Source organism: Streptomyces sp. SID13031 (assembly GCF_010548305.1).
Classification (GTDB): domain Bacteria; phylum Actinomycetota; class Actinomycetes; order Propionibacteriales; family Kribbellaceae; genus Kribbella.
Map to the genome: position 1 here is coordinate 272941 of NZ_JAAGLV010000002.1, position 24440 is coordinate 297380.

Annotated in this window: 24 protein-coding genes; 14 read left to right on the forward strand and 10 right to left on the reverse strand. The window is 67.6% G+C overall.

What is annotated here, in order from left to right:
- The first annotated feature begins 37 nt into the window (after positions 1-37).
- The 5 genes from G3I17_RS05405 to G3I17_RS05425 all read left to right on the forward strand — a co-directional run bounded on the left by G3I17_RS05405 (position 38) and on the right by G3I17_RS05425 (position 7346).
- On the forward strand, positions 38-1540 hold the full coding sequence (locus G3I17_RS05405) for an FAD-dependent monooxygenase (RefSeq protein WP_164594676.1): 1503 nt from the start codon (positions 38-40) through the stop codon (positions 1538-1540).
- 334 nt (positions 1541-1874) lie between these two features.
- Positions 1875-4178 carry a M4 family metallopeptidase gene (locus G3I17_RS05410; RefSeq protein WP_164594678.1) on the forward strand — a complete coding sequence of 768 codons (2304 nt, stop codon included), beginning with the start codon at positions 1875-1877 and terminating at the stop codon, positions 4176-4178.
- A gap of 208 nt (positions 4179-4386) precedes the next feature.
- Positions 4387-5496: an ABC transporter substrate-binding protein gene (locus G3I17_RS05415; RefSeq protein WP_164594680.1), complete on the forward strand. Its 1110-nt coding sequence runs from the start codon at positions 4387-4389 to the stop codon at positions 5494-5496.
- 66 nt (positions 5497-5562) lie between these two features.
- The gene (locus G3I17_RS05420; protein WP_164594683.1) at positions 5563-6723 is read left to right on the forward strand and encodes a sensor histidine kinase; all 1161 of its coding nucleotides are present in this window, start codon (positions 5563-5565) and stop codon (positions 6721-6723) included.
- The gene (locus G3I17_RS05425) at positions 6720-7346 is read left to right on the forward strand and encodes a response regulator transcription factor (protein ID WP_164594685.1); all 627 of its coding nucleotides are present in this window, start codon (positions 6720-6722) and stop codon (positions 7344-7346) included. Before G3I17_RS05420 ends, G3I17_RS05425 begins: the two co-directional genes overlap by 4 nt.
- Here G3I17_RS05425 and G3I17_RS05430 read toward each other — a convergent pair.
- Positions 7306-7905 (reverse strand): TetR/AcrR family transcriptional regulator, encoded by a 600-nt coding sequence (locus tag G3I17_RS05430; protein WP_164594687.1) that lies wholly within the window; start codon positions 7903-7905, stop codon positions 7306-7308. The two genes, G3I17_RS05425 and G3I17_RS05430, sit on opposite strands and share 41 nt — an antisense overlap.
- A 55-nt stretch (positions 7906-7960) precedes the next feature.
- Here G3I17_RS05430 and G3I17_RS05435 point away from each other — a divergent pair, with 55 nt between their 5' ends.
- Complete coding sequence (locus G3I17_RS05435; RefSeq protein WP_164594689.1) at positions 7961-8611, forward strand: class I SAM-dependent methyltransferase; 651 nt, start codon at positions 7961-7963, stop codon at positions 8609-8611.
- 514 nt (positions 8612-9125) lie between these two features.
- On the opposite strand, the gene G3I17_RS05440 is transcribed toward G3I17_RS05435, so the two are convergent.
- From G3I17_RS05440 to G3I17_RS05450, 3 genes are all read right to left on the reverse strand, one after another.
- Positions 9126-10349 carry a hypothetical protein gene (locus G3I17_RS05440; protein ID WP_203589773.1) on the reverse strand — a complete coding sequence of 408 codons (1224 nt, stop codon included), beginning with the start codon at positions 10347-10349 and terminating at the stop codon, positions 9126-9128.
- A gap of 145 nt (positions 10350-10494) precedes the next feature.
- Positions 10495-11217, reverse strand: a complete 723-nt coding sequence (locus G3I17_RS05445) for an SRPBCC domain-containing protein (protein ID WP_164594691.1) — start codon at positions 11215-11217, stop codon at positions 10495-10497.
- Positions 11214-11816 (reverse strand): helix-turn-helix domain-containing protein, encoded by a 603-nt coding sequence (locus G3I17_RS05450; protein ID WP_164594693.1) that lies wholly within the window; start codon positions 11814-11816, stop codon positions 11214-11216. The genes G3I17_RS05445 and G3I17_RS05450 overlap by 4 nt, the downstream gene beginning before the upstream one ends.
- A gap of 136 nt (positions 11817-11952) precedes the next feature.
- On the opposite strand from G3I17_RS05450, the gene G3I17_RS05455 reads away from it, so the two are divergent.
- From G3I17_RS05455 to G3I17_RS05480, 6 genes are all read left to right on the forward strand, one after another.
- Positions 11953-12933, forward strand: a complete 981-nt coding sequence (locus G3I17_RS05455; RefSeq protein WP_343238212.1) for a nucleotidyltransferase domain-containing protein — start codon at positions 11953-11955, stop codon at positions 12931-12933.
- 36 nt (positions 12934-12969) lie between these two features.
- The gene (locus tag G3I17_RS05460; RefSeq protein WP_203589774.1) at positions 12970-13116 is read left to right on the forward strand and encodes a hypothetical protein; all 147 of its coding nucleotides are present in this window, start codon (positions 12970-12972) and stop codon (positions 13114-13116) included.
- A gap of 98 nt (positions 13117-13214) precedes the next feature.
- Positions 13215-15341 carry an alpha-galactosidase gene (locus tag G3I17_RS05465; RefSeq protein WP_164594695.1) on the forward strand — a complete coding sequence of 709 codons (2127 nt, stop codon included), beginning with the start codon at positions 13215-13217 and terminating at the stop codon, positions 15339-15341.
- A 115-nt stretch (positions 15342-15456) separates the two neighbouring features.
- Positions 15457-16299 carry a sugar ABC transporter permease gene (locus G3I17_RS05470; RefSeq protein WP_164595118.1) on the forward strand — a complete coding sequence of 281 codons (843 nt, stop codon included), beginning with the start codon at positions 15457-15459 and terminating at the stop codon, positions 16297-16299.
- On the forward strand, positions 16296-17177 hold the full coding sequence (locus G3I17_RS05475) for a carbohydrate ABC transporter permease (RefSeq protein WP_164594697.1): 882 nt from the start codon (positions 16296-16298) through the stop codon (positions 17175-17177). The genes G3I17_RS05470 and G3I17_RS05475 overlap by 4 nt, the downstream gene beginning before the upstream one ends.
- A gap of 10 nt (positions 17178-17187) precedes the next feature.
- Complete coding sequence (locus G3I17_RS05480; RefSeq protein ID WP_164594699.1) at positions 17188-18549, forward strand: extracellular solute-binding protein; 1362 nt, start codon at positions 17188-17190, stop codon at positions 18547-18549.
- 4 nt (positions 18550-18553) lie between these two features.
- On the opposite strand, the gene G3I17_RS05485 is transcribed toward G3I17_RS05480, so the two are convergent.
- A complete protein-coding gene (locus tag G3I17_RS05485; protein WP_164594701.1) occupies positions 18554-19333 on the reverse strand; it encodes an ABC-2 family transporter protein in 780 nt (259 codons plus the stop codon).
- A gap of 230 nt (positions 19334-19563) precedes the next feature.
- Here G3I17_RS05485 and G3I17_RS05490 point away from each other — a divergent pair, with 230 nt between their 5' ends.
- Both G3I17_RS05490 and G3I17_RS05495 read left to right on the forward strand, forming a co-directional pair.
- Entirely contained in the window at positions 19564-20130 is a 567-nt protein-coding gene (locus tag G3I17_RS05490) for a GNAT family N-acetyltransferase (protein WP_164594703.1), read from the forward strand.
- Positions 20131-20167: 37 nt separating this feature from the next.
- Positions 20168-20509, forward strand: coding sequence for a hypothetical protein (locus G3I17_RS05495; protein WP_164594705.1), 342 nt, complete (start codon positions 20168-20170; stop codon positions 20507-20509).
- Here the strand turns inward: G3I17_RS05495 and G3I17_RS05500 are convergent.
- The 5 genes from G3I17_RS05500 to G3I17_RS42000 form a co-directional block, all read right to left on the reverse strand.
- Complete coding sequence (locus tag G3I17_RS05500; protein WP_164594707.1) at positions 20490-21044, reverse strand: TetR/AcrR family transcriptional regulator; 555 nt, start codon at positions 21042-21044, stop codon at positions 20490-20492. The two genes, G3I17_RS05495 and G3I17_RS05500, sit on opposite strands and share 20 nt — an antisense overlap.
- A gap of 166 nt (positions 21045-21210) precedes the next feature.
- Positions 21211-21450: a hypothetical protein gene (locus G3I17_RS05505; protein ID WP_203589775.1), complete on the reverse strand. Its 240-nt coding sequence runs from the start codon at positions 21448-21450 to the stop codon at positions 21211-21213.
- Positions 21451-21543: 93 nt separating this feature from the next.
- Entirely contained in the window at positions 21544-22638 is a 1095-nt protein-coding gene (locus tag G3I17_RS05510) for a sulfite oxidase (RefSeq protein ID WP_164594711.1), read from the reverse strand.
- Between the two features lie 53 nt (positions 22639-22691).
- A complete protein-coding gene (locus G3I17_RS05515) occupies positions 22692-23300 on the reverse strand; it encodes a response regulator transcription factor (RefSeq protein WP_164594713.1) in 609 nt (202 codons plus the stop codon).
- Entirely contained in the window at positions 23297-24439 is a 1143-nt protein-coding gene (locus G3I17_RS42000; protein WP_203589776.1) for a histidine kinase, read from the reverse strand. Before G3I17_RS42000 ends, G3I17_RS05515 begins: the two co-directional genes overlap by 4 nt.
- Position 24440: the final 1 nt, after the last annotated feature.

Below are 24440 nucleotides of genomic sequence, written 5' to 3' on the forward strand. Positions count from 1 at the left end.
TCGACTACGGTGTAGCCACTATTCGGGGAGAAGTGCCGTGACCCATGACATCGACGTACTGGTGGTCGGAGCCGGCCCGGTCGGGTCCGCGCTGGCGGCCGACATGCTGCGGCGAGACCTGCGTGTTCGCCTGATCGACAAGGCGCCGCACGCGTTCGAAGGGTCTCGCGCCAAGGGAGTGCAGCCGCGGACCCAGGAGGTCTTCGAAGATCTCGGCGTGCTGGCCGAGGCGCATGCGGAGGGCGGCACATACCCGTTGCTGGGTATCCATCTCGGACCGATCACCGTGCCGTGGCGGATGCAGCGCCGGTACGAGCCGACGCCGGAGGTGCCGCACCCGAACATCCTGCTGCTACCGCAATCTCGCACCGACGCCATCCTGCACCGGCTGCTCGACCGGCTCGGCCTGCGGATCGAGTTCGGCGTTGCGCTGGAAGGCTTCGAGCAGGACGGCGACGGTGTGACCGCGACGCTGTCCTCGGGGGAGCGGGTGCGCAGCAAGTACCTGGTCGGCGCCGACGGCGGCGGGAGCGCAGTACGGAAGTCCGCCGGCCTGCAGTTCGCGGGGGAGACCGACCAGTCCGACCGGACGCTGATCGTGGACGCCACGATCGACGGGCTGTCTCGCAAGCGGTGGCACGTCTGGCCGCGTCCGGGCGGCCGGTTCGTCGGAGCATGCCCGCTGCCCCACTCCGAGCAGTTCCAGTTGATGTTCCGTCTGAAGCCGGAGGAGGCGCCGGAGGTCGACGAGGCTGCGCTGGCGGCGCGGTTCCACTCGCTCACCGGCCTCAGGCTTCGCGATGTCACCTGGACCTCGGTGTTCCGGCCGAACATCCGGATCGTCGAGCACTACCGCGCCGGCCGGGTGTTCGTGGCGGGCGACGCCGCGCACGTGCACACTCCGGCCGGCGCGCAGGGGCTCAATACCGGAGTACAGGATGCCTACAACCTGGGGTGGAAACTCGGCCAGGTCATCGCCGGCGCACCGGACTCCCTGCTCGACAGCTACGAGGCCGAACGGCGGCCGGTCGCCGCGCGAGTTCTCGGCCGGTCCACCGAGCTTTACGCCGGTCTCGACCAGCGCAAGCTCGCGAGCCTCAAGCGCGGAGACGAGGAACGGCAGATCGGGCTCTCCTATCGAGGTGGTCCACTCGCTCCCGCCGACGGACTGGCTACCAAGACCCTGCAGGTAGGCGATCGCGCGCCGGACGCGCCGTGTACCGGGCCTGGCGTCAGCAGGTTGTTCGACGCCTACCGGGGACCGCATTTCACCCTGCTGGCCTTCGGCCCCACAGCCATCGGGACGCTGCCGGAGCTGGCCTGGCCGGATGGTGGCGCCGAACTTCGTTGCTATGCGGTGCGCTCAGAGGGTGATGGGGATCAGAGCAGCCTCGCTGACACCACCGGCCAGGTCGCCAGAATCTATGGGATAACAGGCGACGTACTGATCCTGATCCGGCCGGACGGATACATCGGAAACATCATCGGGTCGGACTGGTCGGCCGGCTTCGCTGCCACAGCCAAAGGATTGGCGCCCTAGGCGGGTTCGAGTTGGAGCCAGGCTGGCGGCGGACCCAGGCCTATGTCAGGTCCAAGTGGCCTTGAAATGGCCCGGAAGTGACACGGAAAGCGATGTCCGGACGGTGACAACGTGATCACTTGGCGTGTTGGTGTCAGCGGCATTTCCGCGCCTTGCCGGGGAAATTGCGCGGGCATAGTGTCCGTCCGCGCGCTCCACCGGCGGTGGACGAAGGGGAGGGATCGCAGGGCGCCAGGTGGGGAGCCGGAGCGTTCCAGGCGGAAGTGGTGCGGCTGCCTGCCAGCCCGGCGGCGCGCGACCCGCCCAGCACTATTTTCGCGAAGGGACCACACCGATGGTCTTGTTCCAGCGTTCCCGTAAGCCCGCCACCGTTCTCGCGATCGCCAGTCTCACGGTAGCCACCGCTGCCGGACTGGGTACCACGGCCTCCAGCGCCGTGCCGAGTGCGGCACCACCGCCGAGGCCGACACAGGCCCAGTCGAAGGCGTTCGCGGCCCAGTCCGCGTCGTCGTTGGTGGCGGACCGTCCAGCCGGACTGCATGCCGGCAAGGGCGACAGCTTCATCGCCAAGCCAGTCATCTCCGAACCGTCCGGGCTGCAGTACGTCCCGTACGAGCGCACGTTCAAGGGCCTGCCCGTCATCGGCGGTGACTTCGTCGTCGTCACCGACGCGAGCGGCGCCGTCAAGGCCACCTCGGTCGCGCAGACCACCGCGATTCCCGAGCTCGCGACGAAGTCCGGAATCAGCGCCGCGACCGCCAAGGCGACCGCGACCAAGCAGCTCAAGACCGTTACGTCCAGCACCACGCCGACGCTGGCTGTGTACGCACTTGGCAGTATTCCGCGGCTGGCCTGGCAGTCCCGTGTCACCGGTAGTAACGGCGAGGAGCCGTCGAGCCTGTCCGTGTACGTCGACGCGGCGAGCGGCAAGGTGCTCGGTACCAAGGAGCACGTGCTGGCCGGCAACGGTACGGCCGCCTTCAGTGGGCCCAGCCCGCTGACCCTGGCCACCACGCTGACCGGCAGCACCTACTCGATGAAGGACCCCGGTACCACCAACCTGTCCTGCCAGGACTCGGCGAACAACCAGACGTTCTCCGGTCCGGACGACAACTGGGGCAACGGGGTCGGTACCAGCAAGGAAACCGGTTGCGTCGACGCGCTCTACGCCGCGCAGACCGAGAAGAAGATGCTCACCGACTGGCTCGGCCGCAACGGCATGGACGGTTCCGGTGGCGCCTGGCCGATCCGCGTCGGTCTGAACGACCAGAACGCGTACTACGACGGCACCCAGATCCAGATCGGCAAGAACACCGCCGGTGGCTGGATCGGTTCGGTCGACGTCGTGGCGCACGAGATGGGTCACGGCATCGACGACCACACCCCGGGCGGTATCTCGGGAGCGGGAACGCAGGAGTTCGTCGCTGACACCTTCGGTGCGGCGACGGAGTACTACAGCAACCAGGCGGCGGCGTACGACCCGCCGGACTTCCTGGTCGGCGAAGAGGTCAACCTGGTCGGCAGCGGGCCGATCCGGAACATGTACAACCCGTCGGCGCTCGGCGACCCGAACTGCTACTCGAGCTCGATCCCGGGCACCGAGGTGCACGCGGCGGCCGGACCCGGCAACCACTGGTTCTACCTGCTGTCGCAGGGCAGCAACGGCTCGCCGGCGAGCCCGACCTGCAACAGCTCGACGGTGACCGGTCTGGGCATCCAGAAGGCCATGAAGATCATGTACAACGCGATGCTGATGAAGACGAGCAGCAGCTCGTACCTGAAGTACCGCACCTGGACGCTGACCGCGGCCAAGAACCTGTACCCGGGCAGCTGCGCCGAGTTCAACACCGTCAAGGCGGCGTGGGACGCGGTAAGCGTTCCGGCACAGGCTGCTGACCCGACCTGTGCGACGGGCGGCGTCACCGTCGGCAACCCGGGCAACAAGAGCGGCGTAGTCGGTACCGCGATCGCGTCATTCACGCTGACCGCCACCGGCGGCACCGCGCCGTACACCTGGTCGGCCACGGGCCTGCCGGGCGGCATCACCATCGGCGCCTCCACCGGCACCATCTCCGGTACTCCGACCGCGGCGGGCACGTTCAACGTCACCGCAACGGCCGCAGCGACTGCGGGCGGCTCCGGTAGTACCTCGTTCACCTTCACCATCACTGGTGGTGGCGGGGGTTGCTCCGGCCAGGTGCTCGGCAACCCGGGCTTCGAATCCGCTACTGCGGCGCCTTGGACGGCCACAGCCGGAGTGATCGACAGCTCATCCGGTCAGCCAAGCCACGGCGGTGCGAAGAAGGCGTGGCTCGACGGCTACGGCTCGACTCACACCGACTCGCTGAGCCAGTCCGTCACCATCCCGGCCGGCTGCCACGGGACGCTGTCCTTCTGGCTGCACATCGACACGGCTGAGACCACCACGTCGATCCAGTACGACAAGCTGACCGTCAAGGCCGGCGCGACCACGCTGGCCACCTACTCCAACCTCAACAAGGCCGCGGGCTACACGCTGCGGTCCTTCGACGTCTCGTCCCTCGCGGGCACGACGTCCACCATCACCTTCACCGGTACCGAAGACAGCTCCCTGCAGACCTCGTTCGTCGTCGACGACACGAGTCTCAACCTGAGCTGACCTGACTAAGTGGCCCCCGGCAACCAACTGGTTGCCGGGGGCCTCGTCGCGTTCAACCGTAAGTCGCGTTCAACCGAAAGTCGCGTTCAACCGAAAGGATGAATCCGGATTCCACCGGATCGCTGCCGATCGATCCCGATGGACGACGCGCGGACCGGCGCCCGGACGCGACGATCGTCAGGTCGGAGCATCGATCGAAGGAGTCGTCGTGGTCAGTGGGATCAGTCGTCGGAGGTTGTTGGGAGCAGGGGCCGGGGTTGGGGCCGCTCTGGCTGTGGGGGTGCCGGCGTCGGCTCGTACTGCGGCTCGCGAGGAGGGGCGGTCGCTGGATGAGTTGTACGAGGCGGCGGTTCGGGAGTCCGGCAAACTGGTGATCTACGCGGGTGGAGACACGGCCACCCAGCAGGATGCGATGGCGGCGGCGTTCCGGGCGCGGTTCCCGAAGATCGCGTTGACGCTGGTAGTGGACTACAGCAAGTTTCACGATGTCCGGGTGGACAACCAGTTCGCGACCGGGACCTTGGTGCCGGATGTCGTGCAGTTTCAGACCGTGCAGAACTTCCCCAGGTGGAAGCAGCAGGGGCGCCTACTCCGGTACAAGCCGGCCGGGTTCGACAAGGTCTACGACCGATTCAAGGATGCCGACGGTGCGTGGGTCGCGGTGGGCGTGTACGCCTTCAGCTACAGCTACAACGTCGCCGGCGTCGGCGGCAATGTACCCACGTCGCCACGAGACCTGACGAATCCGCGGTGGCGCGGGCAGATTGCGTCGGCCTATCCGAATGACGACGATGCGACGCTCTACCTCTACAAGCGCTACGCGGAGGCCTACGGGTGGTCGTGGATCGCCGAGCTGGCCCAGCAGCAGGTTTCGTTCGCTCGTGGCAGCCATACTCCGGCCCTGGCCCTGAACTCGGGGCAGAAGGCACTCGGGTTAGGTGGCTCCGGCAATCCGCGCGCGACGTCGCCGACCAGGTGGGTGGTGCCGGCAAAGGATCCCTTCATGGCATGGGGGCAGCGTGCCGCGATTCTCGCGGACGCGCCGAACCAGACCGCTGCCAAGCTCTATCTCAACTGGCAGTTGACGATGGCACGCCAGGAGACCTCGTTCAACGGGTGGTCTGTGCGCACCGACATGGCGGCGCCCGCCGGGCTGCGGCCGATCTGGACCTACGCGAACGCCGGCCTGGACGGATTCCCCGCCTTCATGGGCGACCGGGCCGAGGTCGAGCGCTGGCGGCAGACGTTCGCCCTGTACTTCGGTGAGGTGGCGGGCGCGCCCACTCCGGGCTGGCTGGGACTACATCCTGGACGCTGAGGCCCGGATGGTCTGGTGACAGCTGGCTACACTCGACGATGGCCAAGGCTCGCGAAGGGAGCGGAAGTGTCCAGGAATACCGTGTCCCGCCTCGAGTTCGCCGTGCACGCGGTGTTCTTCCTCATCGTGATCGGCTCGTTCGCCCGGTTCCTCTCGCTGAACACCGCGCTCTGCGTCTACGTGCTGAGCTTGAGCATCCTGCTGTGCGGTGGCTATGCGACGACGGTCTGGGCGGGAGGCCGCCTTGGCCGCTGGCAGATTCCGCTGGTGGCGGCGGCGACGGGCGTCTGGATGCTGCTGGTCAGCACCGTGCCGGCGCCGTACGCGACGGTCTACAGCTGGCTGGCGATTCCCCTGGCCTGTCTGCTGTTGCGAGCTCTGCCGACGCGAGCAGCTCTGGTTGCCGTGGGCATCACCACCATCTTCCTCGTCGCGGCGCTCTACCGGCAGCCGGGCGACTTCGACCTACTGTTGCCACCCGCGGCCGCGATCTGGGCCACCGTCGCCCTGTACGCCGGACAGCAGCGGGACACCGCGATCCGGCAGCACCTGCTAGAGCAACTCCGCAGTACTCGCGACGAGCTGGCTCATCATCAGCATGAGGCGGGTGTCGTGGCAGAACGGGCCCGGCTCGCCCGCGAGATCCACGACACGCTGACTCAGGACCTGGCGGGCAGCCGGATGCTCCTGCAAGCGGCCGACCGGGACTGGGATGTCGCGCCGGAGAAGGCGCGACAACGGGTCCGCGATGTCACCGAAGGATTGGGGCAGAACGTAGTACAGGCTAGGCGGATCATCGCTGATCTGACTCCGGCGGAGCTCGAAGAGGGTGGGCTTGCCGTTGCCTTGGAGGAGTTGTGCCGGCGGGAGCAGCAGTACGGGCCGACCGTTGTACTGACGACGACAGGGTCGGCCAGGTCGATGAGCCCGGAGGCGGAGACGACGCTGTTGCGAACTGTGCAAGGGGCCTTGGCGAATGTCAGGGATCATGCCGGGGCGGATCGGATCGAGGTCGTGCTCGACTGGCAGGCCGAAGCCGTGCATCTCAGGATCAGCGACAACGGCACTGGTGTAGTGCCGGGGAAGCCCAGTCAGGACAGGGGATTCGGCCTGCCCGCGCTGCGGGAGCGGCTCCGCAACCTTGGTGGCACCTTGACGCTGGACAGTGCGCCTGGTCGTGGCACGGCGCTGACGGTCTCGATCCCGACCGCGGCGGCCGCGGGATGAGGGTGCTGCTGGTCGACGATCACGTGGTGGTCCGGGCCGGGCTGCGGGCGTTACTGGAAGGCGAGCCCGGGTTCGAGGTGGTCGGGGAGACCGGTGACGGCGAGGAGGCGATCCGGCTGGCTCTCGAGTTGCAGCCCGAGCTCGTCCTGATGGACCTGCGCTTGGAGAAGGGCGCGATCGACGGCATCGAGGCGACTCGGCGGCTGGCCGGAGCGGCACCGGGGATCCGGGTGGTCGTGCTGACCAGCCACGGGACGCGCACCGACGTGGCCTTGGCACTGGCTGCCGGTGCTCGGGGCTATGTGCTGAAGGCAGGGCAGCCCGAGGAATTGTTCCGCGCGCTCAGGACTGCTGACGCCGGTGGTACCGGCCTTGCGCAAGAAGCGGTGGGGTTGCTGGTCGAGGAGGTGACCACACCCGGCGGTGCTTTGAGCGATCGGGAGGTGGAGGTGATCCGCCTACTCGCCGACGGCCTCAGCAATCGTGAGATCGCCGCAACCCTCTACCTCAGCGAGGCAACGGTGAAGACCCACCTGGTCCGCACCTACCGCAAACTCGGCGCGACCAACCGCGCAGGCGCCATCACCGAAGCCCTTCGGCGCGGCCTGGTCCACCTAGGCTGAGGTACTGCGTGACGAGGCGGTTGGTGTACTTGCGGGGGACCGGCTCGCCGGTGACGAGGACGCGGTAGTAGATCGGGCTGACCAGTTGCTCGACCGCGAAGTCGACGTCGGTGTCGGCGGGGTGGTCGCCGCGGGCGATCGCTCGGAGGAGCGGTTGGCTGTCTCGTTCGCGTTGGTGGGTGAGGTGGTCGGCGCGGAGGCGTTCGGCTACCGCTGGGTCGTGTTGGGCTTGGCCTGCGAGGGCGCGGAAAACGGCGCCTGCGTCTGTCTGGGTGAGGAAGTCGGCGACCTTGGCGAGGTGGCGGCGTAGGTCCGTGGCGAGATCACCGGTGTCCGGTGGCGTCAGATAGTCAGCGGCGTCGTCGACGAACGCCTCGATCAGAATCTCCGTCTTGGACGGCCACCAGCGATAGATCGTCTGCTTGGCGACCCCGGCCCGGTTCGCGATTCCTTCGACCGTCAGGCCGGCGAACCCCTTCTCCACCATGAGATCGTCGGCCGCTTCGAGAACGGCCTGGCGCGCCTCTTCGCTCCGTCCATGCCTGTTCCCGTGATGCATCGCCGGCCTCCTCGTGTTCTTGTCTAGACTATACGTTGCGTCTAGTCTAGCCGTCATGACCAACACACTCGATAGTCCAGCTGTCCAGAAGGTCCTCGATCGCCTCTTCGCCGGAGCGGAGCGCGATGATGCTGCGCCGTCACCTTGGGTCGGCGGTCGTTCCTATGAGTCGGCTACCACGCAGGAGCGCGCCGATGCGCTGGCCGACATCTACATGCCGATCTCCGCCGCCGGCGGCCAACTGCTCTACTCATTGGTGCGAGCTGCCCGCCCGGCGACGGTGGTCGAGTTCGGTACGTCGTACGCGATCTCGACCATCTACCTGGCCGCCGCGCTCGTCGACAACGGCATCGGCGAGGTACTCACCACCGAGCTGAGCACAACCAAGATCGCCGCAGCCCAATCCAACCTCGAGGAAGCCGGCGTAGCCGCCCCCGTGACGATCCTGGCCGGCGATGCGCTGACCACCCTCGCCGACATCCCAGGCCCGATCGGATTGCTCCTCCTGGACGGCTGGAAAGACCTCTGCCTCCCGGTGCTACGCCTGTTGGAGGATCGTCTCGCCCCCGGCGCCCTGGTCGTTGCCGACGACATCAAATCCCCCAGCATGTCGGACTACCTGACCTACGTCCGCAACCCAGCCAACGGCTACGTCACCACCGAGTTCCCCGTCGAAGACGGCATGGAGATCAGCTGCCGCGCGTGAGCGGGCCCACCTCTGTCCCTAACGACAGGACATAGTGACGCCCCGCCCCACGCCTCCCGCCTGAGCACACGGCCTGACCGTCGGCAATCCGCACTATGTCCTGTCGCTCGGGACGCACAGGGGGCCAACCGCCTCGGGGGCTCTGACTGCTGAGTCACATGCCGGTTGCCCAGCCTTGCGGCGGCGGGCCGGCCATTAGTCGCTAGCTGCGCCAGCCGCGGTGGCTGGATCGCCAACCACGCGGGGCGGGGCCGGCGACTCGCTGTCGCCGAGTGGGCGACGGAGAGCCCGCGTACTGGGTGGGCGGGAGCTAGCGAACGCGGACGCGACGCAGGGCTGGCCGGCGGAGTAGGCGTCGGGTTTGCCCAACCACTGCAACCGCGCGGTGCCGGGCTCCCACCCATCGCTTTCACTGAGCGGGCGACGGATGAGCCCGCGTTCAAGGGTGGGTGGGAGCTGGTGAACCTGGACCGCGACGTTAGGAGTGGGCGTGGGAGTTTCCTGGGGTGAGGGATCAGTTCAGCGTCATCCGTGGTTCGCCGTTGAGCAAGCCGGTGCCGGCGATCGTGCAGGTACCGCCTCGGTTTTGGGTGTAGGTCTGGCGGATGCAGGAGCGGAGGGCTAGCTGGCCCCAGTAGTTGGGGTGGATGGATTCCTGGATGTAGTAGTTCGAGCCGACCGTGGTGACCGTGCGGATCTGGTTGATCCATTCGGTCTTGTCGACGGCGGTGGGCTGGGTCCAGGAGGTGAGGCCGACCTCCTCGTACAGGCCTACTGTCTTCTCGCAGAGGCGGCGGCCGTTGAAGGTGGATTGGAGCTCGAGCAGGCGGGTGTTCGTCAGACCGGACTGACCCATCGCAGCCCGGACGGTGCTGTTGATAGTCGGCAGTGCGCTCGAGTTGGCCCAGTCTGCGTCGGCGTTCCAGAAGCCGCAGCCGCCGGTGCTCTGCCGGGTGAAACCAGACTGGCCGTAGCGGAAGCCGCTCCCCGCCGGGATGGGCGACGGGTACGTCTGGACGAGCAGCGTCCACGCGTTGTCGCCGTAGCCGGCGTTGCGCATCGCAGTACGGATGTTCTGGAAGGCCGTCGCGATCCGGCCTCGTACTGCGGTGACGTTGGCGGTGGTGAAGTTGGCGACCACCGACGAGTCGTCGCGACAATAGTCGGGGTTCCATGACGGCGACAGCAGGAAGTCGGTCACGCAGGACTGCACGACCGAGGCGAAGTTGAAGTCGTTGCCGCCGATCGAGACGACCACCTGCTTGACGTTGTGGCCGGCCGCGAACTGCTGCAGGAGTTTCGCCTGGCCGAGGTGGCCGGCGCCGTCGTCGTAGAAGTCGAGCCCGGGTTTGAAGTCGTCGCCGGTGGACGTGCCGGTACGAGCGCCGGAGCAGGCCAGGTTGAGCCCGCCGACACCACCGCCGACGTACGCCTCGGCCGACTTGCTGCGGTGGCACCTGGGGATCGTCTCCGCGGTCCCGGCGGCGTTGTCGTGGTACGCGTGGCTGCCGAGCGCGTCGGCCGGTGCCTCGGAGTTGTTGGAGCTGCCGGCCCAGCGACCCGCTTCGCCGGAGATGTAGGAGTCGCCGACGGTCACGACATACGGCGTACCGGAGCCGGGGCCGTCCGCGTGGGCTGCGGGAGTGGTGACGACCAGGCTGCCGGCCGTCAGGGTGAGAGCGGTGATGGTCAAGGACAAACGACGCCAGTTGAGTTTTGCCGAGCGCGGACTGAGCACAGCAAGGCCTCCTCGCCAAAGGTCGGCGACCACTTGGACCCCGTGGTGGTCACCGTGCAGCGAGAATGTACTCCCGGGTAACAGCCAAGGGTAGACCGAGAGTGCTGGCACGTTTGCGCCCTGTCACTGCTCTGTCACCGCTGGGTCAGCTGGACGGAGGCAGCTCCTCGGTGGCGGGGTAGCGCTGCGGCCACCAGTCCTGCCAGCGCTTGCCGATCGCCGCACGCTCGTTGTCGCTGAGCTCGTAGAAGGTCAGTACGGCCATCGCGGCGCCGTTCGCCTTCTTGTCGGAGGCGCCGACATGGCTGAGCACAAGCAGCCCGTCACCCCACTGATCCACCGTCAGCCCGACCTGATGCTCGGACCGGAACCACACCTGCCCGGTCACCGCCTCACCGATCAGGTCAGCGGCGTAGACCGCACCGACCGCTGCGTCGAGTCCCAACTGATCGGCCGGTCCCGTACTGCGATCGCCGGCGCCCGAGTAGAAGAGCGTCCTGCGCGCATCGCCCGGGTGTCGCTCGAGCGCGAAGCGGAGTTGCTGGACGAACGTGATCCAGCCTTCCGTGATGTCGTCGTAGTACGCGTCCCACGCCGGGTCGTCGCCATGCGGCGCCCGGGTCAGGGTGATCTTCGAGCCGCCCTCCTGCGGTTCGACCACGAACCGGTCGCCGCCGTGCAGCTCCAGCGTGTGCGTCTCGCCGTCCGCGGTGAACCCGGTGAAGAAGATCAGGTCGATCTCGGCGTCCAGCCCCTCGTACTCCCAGCCGTGCCAGTGCTGGATCTTCTTCTTGTCCCGCAGGGCGTCCCAGACCGCCTCGACCGGCGCGGCCACGGTCACCACGATCCGCGGCGTCTCCTCGCTCATGACTTCTCTCCTCGTGGGCTGGCGGCTTCTGTACTGCCGGATCCGGTACTACGGGGCGCGGGGTGGCCGCCGGCGATCAGCCGATAGGGCCGGCCGCCCTCGGTGTCGAACGTCTCGACGACCTGCCGGACCGCCTCGGTCAGCGCGTCGGTGAAGCGATGCACGTCGCCGGGCTCGGCGAACCGCACCTCGGCCTCGAGCGTGAAGGTCAGCAGCCGCTTGCCATCGGCATCTGCCTTGCTCTGCATCCGGGCCACGTCGCGAACGGTGCCGGCCGCAACCTCCACCAGATGCTCGGCCGCGTACTGATCGCCGATCCGGCTGAAGCTCCGGCCCATCACGCCCGGGTCCACGACGAACGAGCCGGAGGTCGCGCGCAGGATCCGCTCGACGCAACCCCGCCGCTGACGCTCCTCGACCAGCTCCACCAGCCCAGCCTTCTCGAGCTCTCGCAGGTGGTAGTTGACCCGCTGTCGCGGCAGCTCCAGGGTCGCGGCCAACTGAGTCCCCGAGGCCGGCTCCTGCAGCAGTTCGAGCAACTGCCGCCGCAACGGCGACAGCGCGGCCCGCACTTTCGCAGGCTCCTCCAGCAACTTCATGCCGCCTACTGTTGTATTGACAGTCTAATTTGTCAATAAGGCGAGCCGGTCCGCCACCACACACCAAGTCGCCCCGGCCGAGGCTGGGCAGGCGGCGGTGAGCGGGGGAGGCGGGGCGGCGGGAGGTTGGTGGGTGGTGGCGGACCGGGAATCGGGGAGCATGGGCGGCATGGTGATCGAAGGGCCGCAGTTGCCGGTGGGGACGCAGGTGGTGTTGCGGGTCGAGCGGCGCGATGCGGCCGGCGGTACTGCGCAGCGGGGTGCGACTGGGCGGGTCAGCGGGGTGACGGCTGACGGGCAGTACGTCGTGCGGCTGGTGGATGGGCGTGAGGCGACGGCGAAACGCGATCAGTTGAGCCTGCGGACGGCATACCAGAGTGAAGCCATTGCGGTGGATCAGCCGGATGGGGATCGGCTGGTGCTCGAGCACACGATCTACGCGGCGGTGGTGGGGTCGCGGGCGTTCGGGCTGGACACGGATGCCTCGGACACCGATACGCGTGGCGTGTACGTCGCGCCGACGGAGGCGTTCTGGTCGCTCGGCAAGCCGCCGATGCATGTCGACGGGCCTGAGGACGAATGGTTCTCGTGGGAGGTCGAGCGCTTCTGTGAGCTTGCGCTGAAGGCGAACCCCAACCTGCTCGAGGTCCTTCACTCGCCGCTCATCGTGCAGCAGACGCCCCTTGGTGAGGAGCTCCTAGCTCTGCGGCGGTCGTTCCTCTCCCAGCTCGCCTACCAGACCTACTCGGGCTACGTGCTGAGCCAGTTCAAGAAGATCGAGGCGGACTACCGGCGCGACGGCGCCCCCAAGTGGAAGCACGTCATGCACCTCATCCGCTTGTTGCTAGCGGCCCGTACTTTGCTCACCGAAGGCGAGTTGGTCGTCGACGTCGGCCCCCAGCGCGACCGCCTGCTGGCGGTGAAGCGCGGCGAGCTGCCCTGGGCCGAGGTCGAACGCTGGCGCCTGGACCTCCACGCCCAACTCGAGGATGCCTTGCAGAAAACCGTTCTGCCCGCGGTGCCCGACGTGGCTAAGGTTGACGCCTGGCTGAGATCGGTCCGGAGAAGGAGCATCGGTGCGTCCATCTCCTGCCGGCCGGGGAAGTGGCCGGCCTGACGACTGGGCCGCGTTGTACAGGCGGATCTGCGCGAATTGCTCGAGCTGGCTGAGGCGCCGGTTTACCTGCCGGACTTGATGGCGGCCAAGGCGGAGGCCGAGTCGAAGCTGGCTGAGCGGTCCGCCGCCGATGCCGCACTGCACGATCTGCTCGTGCGGACGCGCCTTGCTAGCGCTGACTGATTGCGGTATTTACTTAACCAGGTGAAGCTATTGACACCCGCTCTGTTTGGGTAAATAGTTTCGTCCTGAAAACAATCAGAAAGCAGAGTGAATCAACAGTGTCGAACATCAAGGTGCTGCAGCTCCGCTCGGCGGGTGTCAGCCTTGTGCTGGATTGCTCCGGTCCGGCCCTTCCGTCCGTGCTGCACTGGGGTGCCGATCTCGGCCCGCTGGACGAGGCCGCTCTGGTTGGGCTCAGGCACGGGGTGGGAGCGGTCCAGGACGGCAACGGGCTCGACGACAACTTGCCGGTCGCGCTCATCCCGGAGTACTCCGCGGGCTGGTTCGGCCTGCCGGGGCTCAACGGGCACCGCGACGGGCAGGACTTCTCCGCCTCCTTCCAGCTCAACGAGGTCGCGCAGACCGGCAACACGGTCCAGGTGACCGCGGCCGACCCGCAGGCCGGGCTCAGCCTGGCGCTCGTGATCGAGCTGACCGCGTCCGGGCTCGTCCGGGCCAAGGCCGAGCTGACGAACGCCGGTACTTCGGCGTACACGGTCGACGGGCTGGTGCTCGCGCTGCCGGTGCCGACCGAGGCGACCGAGCTGCTCGACCTGACCGGCCGGCACATCGGCGAGCGGCACCCGCAGCGGCACGCGTTCACCCAGGGCGCGCACATCCGCGACAACCGCCGTGGCCGCACCGGCGCCGACGCGACTCTGCTGCTCATCGCCGGTACCCCGGGCTTCGACTTCGGCACCGGCGAGATCTGGGGCGTGCACACCGCCTGGAGCGGCAACCACCGCTCGTACGCCGAACGCGGTATGAGCGGGTTCGCCGTGATCGGCGGCGGCGAGCTGTTGCTTCCCGGCGAAGGGCGCCTGGCTCCGCAGGGGACGTACAGCACGCCGTGGATCTACGGCTCGTACGGCATCGGCCTCGACCAGCTGTCGACCCGCTTCCACGAGTACCTCCGGGCGCGCGAAACGCACCCGAAGACCGACCGCCCGGTGGTACTGAACACCTGGGAGGCCGTGTACTTCGACCTGGACCTCGACAAGCTGAAGGCGCTCGCCGACGCGGCCGCCGAGGTCGGTGCGGAGCGCTTCGTGCTCGACGACGGCTGGTTCCGGGGCCGTCGCGACGACCACGCGGGCCTCGGCGACTGGTACGTCGACGAAGGCATCTGGCCGAAGGGTCTGCACCCGCTGGTCGACCACGTCACCGGGCTCGGGCTGCAGTTCGGCCTCTGGGTCGAGCCGGAGATGGTCAACCCGGACTCCGACCTGGCCCGCGAGCACCCGGACTGGATCCTTGCCACCGGCAACCGGATGCCACCGACCGCGCGCCACCAGCAGGGCCTCAATCTGGGTATCCCGGCGGCGTACGACTACCTGCTGGAGCGGCTCGACAGCCTGCTGAACGAGTACGACATCAGTTACCTGAAGTGGGACCACAATCGCGACTTCGTTGACGGCGGCAACCAGCAGACCGGTACTGCGGGGATCCACGAGCAGACACTGGGCGTGTACCGGCTGCTCGACGAGCTCAAGCGCCGCCACCCGGCCTTGGAGATCGAATCGTGCTCGTCGGGTGGTGCCCGGGTCGACCTCGCCATCCTCGAGCGGACCGACCGGGTCTGGGGCAGTGACAGCAACGACGCGCTGGAGCGGCAGAAGATCCAGCGCTACACCCAGCTGCTGCTACCGCCGGAGCTGATCGGCTGCCACGTCGGCCCGCCGAAGGCGCACACCACCGGTCGTACCCAGAGCCTGGGCTTCCGGGCTGCCACCGCACTGTTCGGTCACTTCGGGATCGAGTGGGACATCAGCGCGGCATCGCCGGAGGAGCGCGAAGAGCTGGCAGGGTGGGTCGCATTGCACAAGGAGCTGCGGCCGCTGCTGCACACCGGCCGGGTGGTCCGTGCCGATCGTGGCTCGGACGACTTCCTGCTGCACGGTGTGGTCGCACAGGACGGCTCCCGCGCGGTCTTCTCCGCAGTACAGCTGGCTCAGTCGATCACCTCCGACCTGGGCCGGGTCCGGCTGCCGGGTCTCACCAAGGACCGGGTCTACCGGGTCAGCAAGGTTGCGACCCCGGGCCCGGAGCTGCGCAACTCGGCGCCCTGGTGGGTCGACGGCGGCACGGTCGAGCTCAACGGCGCCGCGCTGGCCTCGGTCGGCGTACAGGTGCCGGCGCAGTGGCCGGAGAGCGCTGTTCTGCTGGGAGTCCAAGCGATCGACTGAAGCCGTCCGACGGACGGCGCCTACTGAGGAGGAGATCGTCCCCGTGACCACGACGACGAGTACGCCGGACGGCGTACGACGGAAACGACGAAGGTACGGGGATCTGAAGGTCGCGATGATCTTCCTGGCCCCCGCGACGCTGGGTTTCGCGGTGTTCTACGTCTGGCCCACGTTGCGGGGTGCCTACCTCAGCTTCACCGAGTACAGCTTGCTGTCCGCGCCGGACTTCAACGGGCTGGACAACTACGACCGGATGATCCACGACAGCTTCTTCTGGAACGCGCTCGGCGTCACCGTCGAGTACGTCGTGATCAACATCGGCCTGCAGACCGTCCTCGCGATCGGCATCGCGATGCTGATGTACCGACTGACCCAGTCCATCACGGTCCGGGCGGTGATCCTGGCGCCGTACCTGGTGGCGAACGTCGTGGTCGCGCTCGTCTGGTACTGGATGCTCGACTTCCAGATCGGCATCGTGAACCAGGGCCTGACCTGGATCGGGGTCGACCCGGTCGCGTTCTTCGGCGACTCGCACTGGGCCATCCCGACCATCGCCGGGATCAACGTCTGGCGGCACATGGGCTACACCGCGCTGCTCGTCTTCGCCGGGCTGCAGACGATCCCGAAGTACGTCTACGAGGCGGCCGAGGTGGACGGGTCGACCGAGCTCAAGACGTTCTGGCGGATCACCCTGCCGTTGCTGCGGCCCGTCCTGGTGATGGTCCTGGTGGTCACCATGATCGGCTCGTTCCAGATCTTCGACACGGTCGCGGTGACGACCCAGGGCGGCCCGGTCAACGCCACCCGGGTGATCTACTACTACATCTACGAGCGGGCGTTCACCCGGTTCGACTTCGGCTACGCCTCCGCGATGGCGATGGTGCTGTTCGCCATCCTCGCGATCGTGTCGCTGCTCCAGCTCCGCTTGCTGCGGGCCAAGGAGAGTGACCTGTCATGAGGAAGCCGCTGAATCCGGGCCGGATCGTCGCCTGGGCCTGCCTGATCGTCCTGATGATCCTGACCCTCTTCCCGTTCTACTGGATGCTCCGTACTGCGCTGTCGAACAACACCCAACTGGCGGGCCACCCGAACTCGTTGCTCCCGGTCGAGACGACGCTCGGTGCCTTCAAGCGGGTACTCGGCCTATCGACCGTCGCCGAGGCGCAGGCTCAAGGTGGCTCCGGCGCCTCGGTCAACTTCTGGCTGTACCTGCGCAACTCGTTGGTGGTGGCAACCATCACGACGGTCTGCCAGGTCTTCTTCAGTGCGATGGCGGCGTACGCGTTCGCCCGGTTGCGCTGGCCTGGCCGGGACAAGGTGTTCGCCTTGTTCCTGGCGGCGCTGATGGTGCCGCCGATCTTCACCACGCTGCCGAACTTCGTCCTGATCAAGAACCTCGGGCTGCTGAACAGCTTCGCCGGCATCATCTTGCCGAGCGCGTTCATGACGCCGTTCGCGATCTTCTTCCTGCGTCAGTTCTTCCTCGGGATCAGCCGTGAGCTGGAGGAGGCGGCGATGATCGACGGCGCCGGCCACCGGCGAATCTTCTTCGGGATGATCATCCCGATGAGCGCGGCGCCGATCGCCACGCTCGCGATCCTGACCTACATCAACTCCTGGAACGACTACTTCTGGCCGCTGCTGGTCGGTCAGCAGGAGCAGGTCCGCGTCCTGACGGTTGCCCTCGGCATCTTCCGGTCGCAGACCCCGCAGGGCGGCCCGGACTGGGCCGGTCTGATGGCGGCGACGCTGATCGCCGCGCTGCCGATGATCCTGCTCTTCCTGGTGTTCGCCCGCAAGATCACCAACTCCATCGGTTTCTCCGGGATCAAGTGAGGTGGCCTCGATGAATCTGTCCCGACGTACCTTGCTGAAGGCCGGTATCGCGGGCTTGGCCGCGTCGGCGGTGGCCGGTTGCAACAACGGCGCCGCCGACCGCCCCGACGGTGAGGTCTCCTACTGGCTGTGGGACTCGGCCCAGCTGCCGATGTACACCGAGTGCGCCAAGCTGTTCCAGCAGCAGAACCCGCAGTACTCGGTGAAGATCGAGCAGAACGGCTGGGGCGACTACTGGAACAAACTCGTCATCGGCTTCATCTCCGGTACCGCGCCCGACGTGTTCACGTCGCACTCGGCCAAGTACCCGCTGTTCGCGGACAAGCTGCAGGTGCTCGCGATCGACGACTTCGTCGCCAAGGACAACGTTGACCTCGGCATCTACCAGAAGACCCTGGCCGACCGGTGGATCGGTGCCGACGGCAAGCGGTACGGCCTGCCGAAGGACTTCGACACCGAGGCCTACTTCTACAACAGCGCGCTCACCGAGGCGGCTGGGATCAGCACCGGGCAGCTGAATTCGATGACGTGGAATCCGCAGGACGGCGGCACCTTCGAGCAGATCGTCGCCCGGCTCACCGTCGACGGCAAGGGGCGTCGCGGCGACCAGCCCGGCTTCGACAAGAGCAACGTGAAGGTCTACGGACTCGGCTTCGGTGACGCGGGTGGCGCCGACGGGCAGACCAGCTGGAGCTGGTACGCCGCGACGAACGGCTGGAAGTACTCCGAGGGCGAGCCGTGGGGGACCAAGTTCTTCTACGGCGACCCGAAGTTCACCGACACCATCAGGTGGTGGCGCGGACTCATCACCAAGGGGTACATGCCGAGCTTCGCGCAGGCGAAGTCGGGAATCGACAGTTCGGCGACGACGGCCTTCGGCGCGGGCAGGTACGGAATCACCCCGAACGGGTCGTGGATGCTCGGTACCTACGCCCAGCTCAAGCAGGTGAAGACGAAACTGGCCCGGTTGCCGCAAGGCCCCAACGGCAAGCGGATGTCGATGATGAACGGCCTCGCCGACAGCATCTGGGCCGGCACCACCCGCAAGGAGGCGTCCTGGGCGTGGGTGAAGTTCCTTGGTTCACAACAAGCCCAGGACATCGTCGCCAAGGCCGGCGTCGTCTTCCCCGCGGTCACCGCCAGCATGCCGGCCGCGAAGGCATCCTTCGCCAAGGCAGGGTGGGACATCACTCCCTTTCTCGAACCCGTTGAAGCGGGCAACGTCTTTCCCTACCCAGCCAACCCCAACGCGGCCGACGTCTCCGCGGTGATGACCCCGGCGATGGAGTCGGTGCTGGGCTTCCAGTCCGACCCCACCTCCCTCATCAAGGCCAACAACGACGTCAACCAGATCCTCTCGGCCAACTCCTGACCGGCTAGCTGGCGCTGCTGTAGCGACGACTGGCGACCTGCCAGTGCAGGACGGTGAGCAGGAAGCCGGCCGTCAGCAGCAGCGCAGCAGTTGAGAGAGCGGCGGTGGTACCGGTCAGGACTCCGACCGGTACCGCCGCGATCAGCCCGGCCGGCACGATCGTCGCCAGGACGAGCTGAACGGATTTGGGGAAGTACGTCTGCGGGTACTTCCCGGCTTCGCGGGCCTGGAGTGCGACGTCGTTGATGGGTGCCGCGCTCTCCGTCCAGAACGCCACGTACGCGAGGTTCGCCCAGAGCAGGCTGTAGCCGATGAAGCCGGTGGCGGTCCAGATCGCGGCTTGAGCCAGCAGCGCTGGGTCGATCGACAGGTGCGCCGCGTGTGCGCCGGCCGCGGCCAGGGCGAGTCCGGTGATGACCCGCCCGAACTCCGCGGGCTCCATCCACCGCAACAGCGCGAAGAGCTGGGCGTTCACCGGGCGAATGAGGATCAGGTCGAGCTCGCCCTGCCGGACGTAGTTGTCGATGCGTCGCAGGTTCGGCGTGACGAAGCAGTCCATCAGGCCGGTGCAGGCGCCGTACAGGCCGACGACCACGAGCGCCAACGGACTGTTCCAGCCGGTCGCGGTGGTCGACATGCCGGCGAGGACGAGGACCGGGATCAGCCCTAGTACCAGCTCGGCGGCGGACGCGATCGCGTTGATGATCGTCTGGCTGCGGAACTGCAGGTCGCGCCGGATCGCTTGCTGCAGGCAACTCCACCACAGCCGCCCGTACCGCCTCATGCGCCGGCGCCTTGGTAGCTGCGCAAGCCGAGCCGCCAGGTGAGGACTGCCGCTCCGAGGAAGGCGGCGAACCAGCCGGCCTGCCAGGCGAAACTGCCGGCCGACGGGTCGCCCAGCAGAACCTCCAGCGGAAACGATCGCGAGTGATGCCGAGGACGGCACGACGATCGGGGCCGGCTACAGCAACAGCTATTGATCCGTGGAAATGGATCGTTCTATAGTTCTGGATCATGACGGAGCTGACCACCAAGCCGCTCGATCCGGGCACCTGGCCGGACTTCGCCCGGCTGGTCGAGGATCACAAGGGCGTCTGGGGTGGGTGCTGGTGCATGGGCTTCCATCCCGACGGGCTCAAGGGCAAGACCGCGGAGCAGAACCGGTCGGAGAAGGAAGAACGGGTGAAGGCAGGCCACGCGCACGCCGCGCTCGTCTTCGACGGGGATGACTGCGTGGGCTGGTGCCAGTACGGGCCGACGGACGAGTTGACCAGGATCAAGCACCGGAAGGCGTACGAGAAGGAGCTGGCCGCGCTGCCCGACTGGCGCATCACCTGCTTCTTCGTCGCCAACAGCCGCCGACGCAACGGCATCGGGTCAGCGGCGCTCGCCGGTGCCCTGCAGCAGATCGAGGCGGCCGGCGGCGGGGTCGTCGAGAGCTACCCCGAGGACACCACCGACCGCAAGACCTCCGGCTCGTTCCTCCACAACGGCAACCTCGCCATGTTCGAACGCCAAGGCTTCACCCGCGCCCGCCAGATCGGCAAACACGCCTGGGTGGTCACCAAGACGATCACCTGAGGAACCAGCGGCCCGGTGGTGTCGTCTACTGGGGGAGATGAACGACGACCACCGCAAGGCCGCAACCACTTCCGTACCCCGGAAGGTTCTGGGCGTGCTGATGATCCTGGCGTCGCTGGCGATCATTCCGGTGGGGATCGGCGCTGGTCTGCAAGCACAGCACCTCGCGAGCTCCGGCTCGGTCCAGCAGACCGTCGTGGTCTCGGTGGAGAAGGTCGAGGCGTCCAGGTCGCACGACGTGACGGTCAAGGTCGCCCGGCCGGGTGACGGGGCGCGGTGCGAGCTGTCCCGCCGACCTGGACTGCACCGACAACGCCGACCGGATCATCACTGCGCTGAAGACCAACTAGCGCCCCGTACTAGGACACGCCGTACTTGAGCCCGTCGACCATCAAGCGCACCAGCCGATCGGCCCGCTCCTTCGATCCCGGCGTACCGACCGAGAGGCTGAAGCCGCTCAATGCGCCGGCCACGTCGTCCACCGGTACGTCGGAACGGAAGAGCCGCGCCTCGACGCCCGCCTCGAGCAGGCTCTCCAACGCGCCATAGACCCTCAGATGACTGACCCGTACTGCGTCCGCGTCGGTGGCCATCACGACCGCCTTCACCGCCTGCGCCATCCCCGGTCGGTTCGACACGTACCCGATGAACTGCTGCATCCAGGCCACGAGTGCCTCGTCGGCCGGCATTTCGGCGAGCAACTCCTCGACCCCGCCGGCCAGCGTGCTGATCTCCTGCAGGTAGGCGCCGGTGATCAACGCTTCGCGGGTTGGGAAGTGCCGGTACAGCGTCGCGATCCCGACCTTGGCCCGGCGGGCCACCTCGTCGAGCGCGATGTCGACCCCGCGCTCGGCGAACACCTCGACCGCCGCCGCCAGGATCGCGTCCCGCTTGGCCCGCGCGTCAGCTCGCACCGTCCGGACTCCTTCTGGCTCACGACAGGGTTCAACTGGAGGATCACTCCGGATCCTACGGGAGCAACTGTCGCCGCGGCCGTCAGGTGCAGAAGTGGAGGCAGCCCTGGCTGTCGTGCTGACGGGCGCGGGGTCAGTGGGTCGACAAAATGCTCAAATAGTGAGATCAGGCCGAACTGGTTGCTCTTGACAACAGTTGGCGGCTCGTTCGTTCGCAGCGGGCCCGGTTGAGGGCGGCGATCCGCTCGCAGGCCGCGTCGATGGCGGCCCGTTGCGAACCGTAGTACCCGTACCAGTAGGGGTCGTCTGGCTGTGGATCCGCGTGGTCATCGATATCGGCGTACCAGTCGCAGCCGGTGCGGAAGACGCGCGCGTGCAGGTGGATCTCCGTACCAAGATCGCTCATCGCCCGCATCCCGTGAGTAGAGAAACCGTGCGTTGCCGATCTCCATCATGAAACGGCTACAGGCCGAATCCCCTACTCGACACGCGGGTCGTTTCAAAGCACGAGGACGGTGATCCGCTGGGCCGAGTTGTTCGCGAAGCCGCCGCGGTTCCAGGGAGCCTCGATCGGCTGGACGCGTCCGCTGCGGTCGTGGGCGCGGACCGTCAGTACGTGCTCGCCGGCGCCGGCGTCCCAGTCGAAGGTGAAGCCGCGCCAGGACAGGTCGTTGCTTTCAGCATCGAGTTTCGCGTCGCTCCAGCTGACCCCGGCGTCGACGCTGACCTCGACCCGCTCGATCGGCGCCCAGCCGGACCAGGCGCGCCCCTGCAGGGTGACGGATCCCGCGGTGACGAAGCGGTGCCGGCTCATGAAGTCCGGGTGCCCGGGCGGGATCAGCAGCGCGCGCGGCTCGATCCGGGTGAGCCCGACGCCGACCTCGTCGGCCTCCTGCCTGATCCGGTAGGCGACCGCGTTCTGGTAACCGGTGAACTCGTGATCGATCAGCTCGATCGAACGCAACCACTTCACACTGGCCATCCCGTACCAGCCTGGCATGACGAGTCGCAGGGGATACCCGTGTTGTGGCGGCAACGGCGTGCCGTTCATCTCCCAGGCGACGATCGCGCCGGAGTCGAGCGCCTCGGTCACGGTCAGCCCGCGCTGGTAGTCCTGCTCGACACCCCGCTCGAAACCGTGGTCCGCGCCGGTGAAGACCACGTCGATGGCGTCCTTGCGGACCCCGGCGGCGCGGATCAGAGCGGCCAGCGGCACGCCGGTCCACTCCGCCGTACCGACCGCTTCCATCAACCAGGGCTGGCTGATCGGCCGCGGCTGCAGGCCGGCCCGGCCGTTGCCCGCGCACTCCAGCGTGACCCGGACGGTCTCCCGCCCCATCGCCCGCAGCTCCGTCATCCCAAACGACAATGGTTGCTCAACGCAACCATCAACCGTCAGTCGCCAGGTCGCCGCGCTCGCGGCGGGAATGTCGTAGTGCACCAGCACGTAGTGCAACCCGGGCGGCGTCAGGTCGTATCGCAACGCCTCCAGCGGGATCCCGTGGTTGCGAGCCGCCAACTGCAACTCGTCCCCGGTGATCCCTTCGCCGGTATCGGCCAACCGCCCCTTGGCACTGAACTGCTCGATCGACATGTCTGATCCCCTTCCCCCACGCGGCAGCCTAATTCACGCGCGGGTTGGAGTCATCAGAGCCAGCCGTTGTCGAGGGCGATCCGGGCGGCCTCGGCCCGGGTACGGGCCCCGGTCTTGCCGATGGCGGCGGACAGATGGTTACGGACCGTGCCTTCGGACAGGTGGAGCTCGCGGGCGATGTCGGCGACGGTTCCGCCTTCGCGGGCAGCGCGGAGTACGTCGGATTCGCGGGCGGTCAAGGGACTGGTGCCGGCGACCAGGGTTTCGGCGGCGAGTGATGGGTCGACTACGCGCAGGCCCTGATGGACCCGGCGTACGGCCTCGGCTAGCTGGGCAGCCGGAGTGTCCTTGACGACGAAGCCGGCGGCTCCGGCCTCCATGGCCCGACGCAGGTAGCCCGGCCGGCCGAAGGTCGTCACCATCAGCACTCGAACCCCCGGTGCTGCGCGGCGCAACGCGGCCGCCGCCTCGATCCCATCCAGGCCGGGCATCTCGACGTCGAGCAGCGCCACGTCGGGTTTCGTCGTCCGGACCGCTTCGACCACCTCGTCGCCGCGGCCGACCTCGGAGACCACCTCGAGGTCGGGTTCGAGATCGAGCAGCGCGGCCAGCGCGCCACGGACCAGCGCCTGGTCGTCAGCGATCAGCAGCCGTATCGTCACGGGCCAACTCTGACAGCCAGCCGGAAGCCGCCTTCGGGCGCGGTCCCGAGCTGCAGGCTCGCCCCCGCCTCGTCGGCGCGCTCGCGCAGCCCGACCAGCCCGTGTCCCGACGCTCCGCCACCGGGCGCCGGCCCCTTGCCGTCATCCAGTACTTCGATCTGCCGCGCGCTGAGCTTGATCGTGCACTTCTTCGCCCCGGAGTGCCGGACCACATTCGTCACGCCCTCGCGAATCACCCAGGCGAACAACTCGCGATTCGCCTCCGGCACCTCGTCGACCACCGTCGGCAGGTCGGCCTTGATCTCGGCCGCCTGCAACGCGGTCCGCGCCGACACCAGCTCGCCGGCCAGGCTCAATTCCCGGTACCCGGCGACGGCGGCCCGTACGTCGGCGAGCGCCGCTCGGGCCAGTTGCTCGACATCCGCGACCTCGGTGGCGGCGCGCTCCGGATTGGCCTCGATCAGCCGCCCGGCGAGCTCGGCCTTCACCGTGATCACCGTGAGCGAGTGCCCGAGGATGTCGTGCAGGTCCCGGGCGAACCTGTTCCTTTCTTCCTGCACCGCGAGCTCGGCGAATTCCTTGCGGGCCGCCGTCAACTCGATGCTGCGCAGCATCGCCCGGCGGATACCGAACACCGCGAGCCCGCCGAGCACGATCGCCAGGCTGTAGCTGCCGTCGTCACTCCACCCCGGAACCGTTCGCATCACGATCTCGGCGATCGCCAGCAGTCCCACTCCGAGCGCGACGCCGACCCGTAGCGGCAGCACCATCATGCCCATCGCCTCGGCGTACACCAGGGTGGTCAGCGAGCTCTCGCCGGCCGCGGGCAGCATCAGCGCGCCGAGCGCGAGCAGGGTCAGGACGAAGGCGAGCCGGAGCCCGAGCGGCGACTTCACCCGGGCCATGTTCTTGGAGCGCGCGTACCAGAAGAACGACATGTAGGCGACGACGAACAGGAACACGGCGGCCAGTCCGAGGGCCCGTTCGGTCAGGTCGTCGTGCCGCAGGATGTCCTCGAACGGCTTGTTCAGGAAGAACAGCCACACTCCCACCGTCAGCCAGCCCCAGCGCCAGGCCGGGCGCCCGCGAGGGTCGTCGACAACGGTGCCGGGTGCCTCGTACTGGTCCTGGTTGCTCACG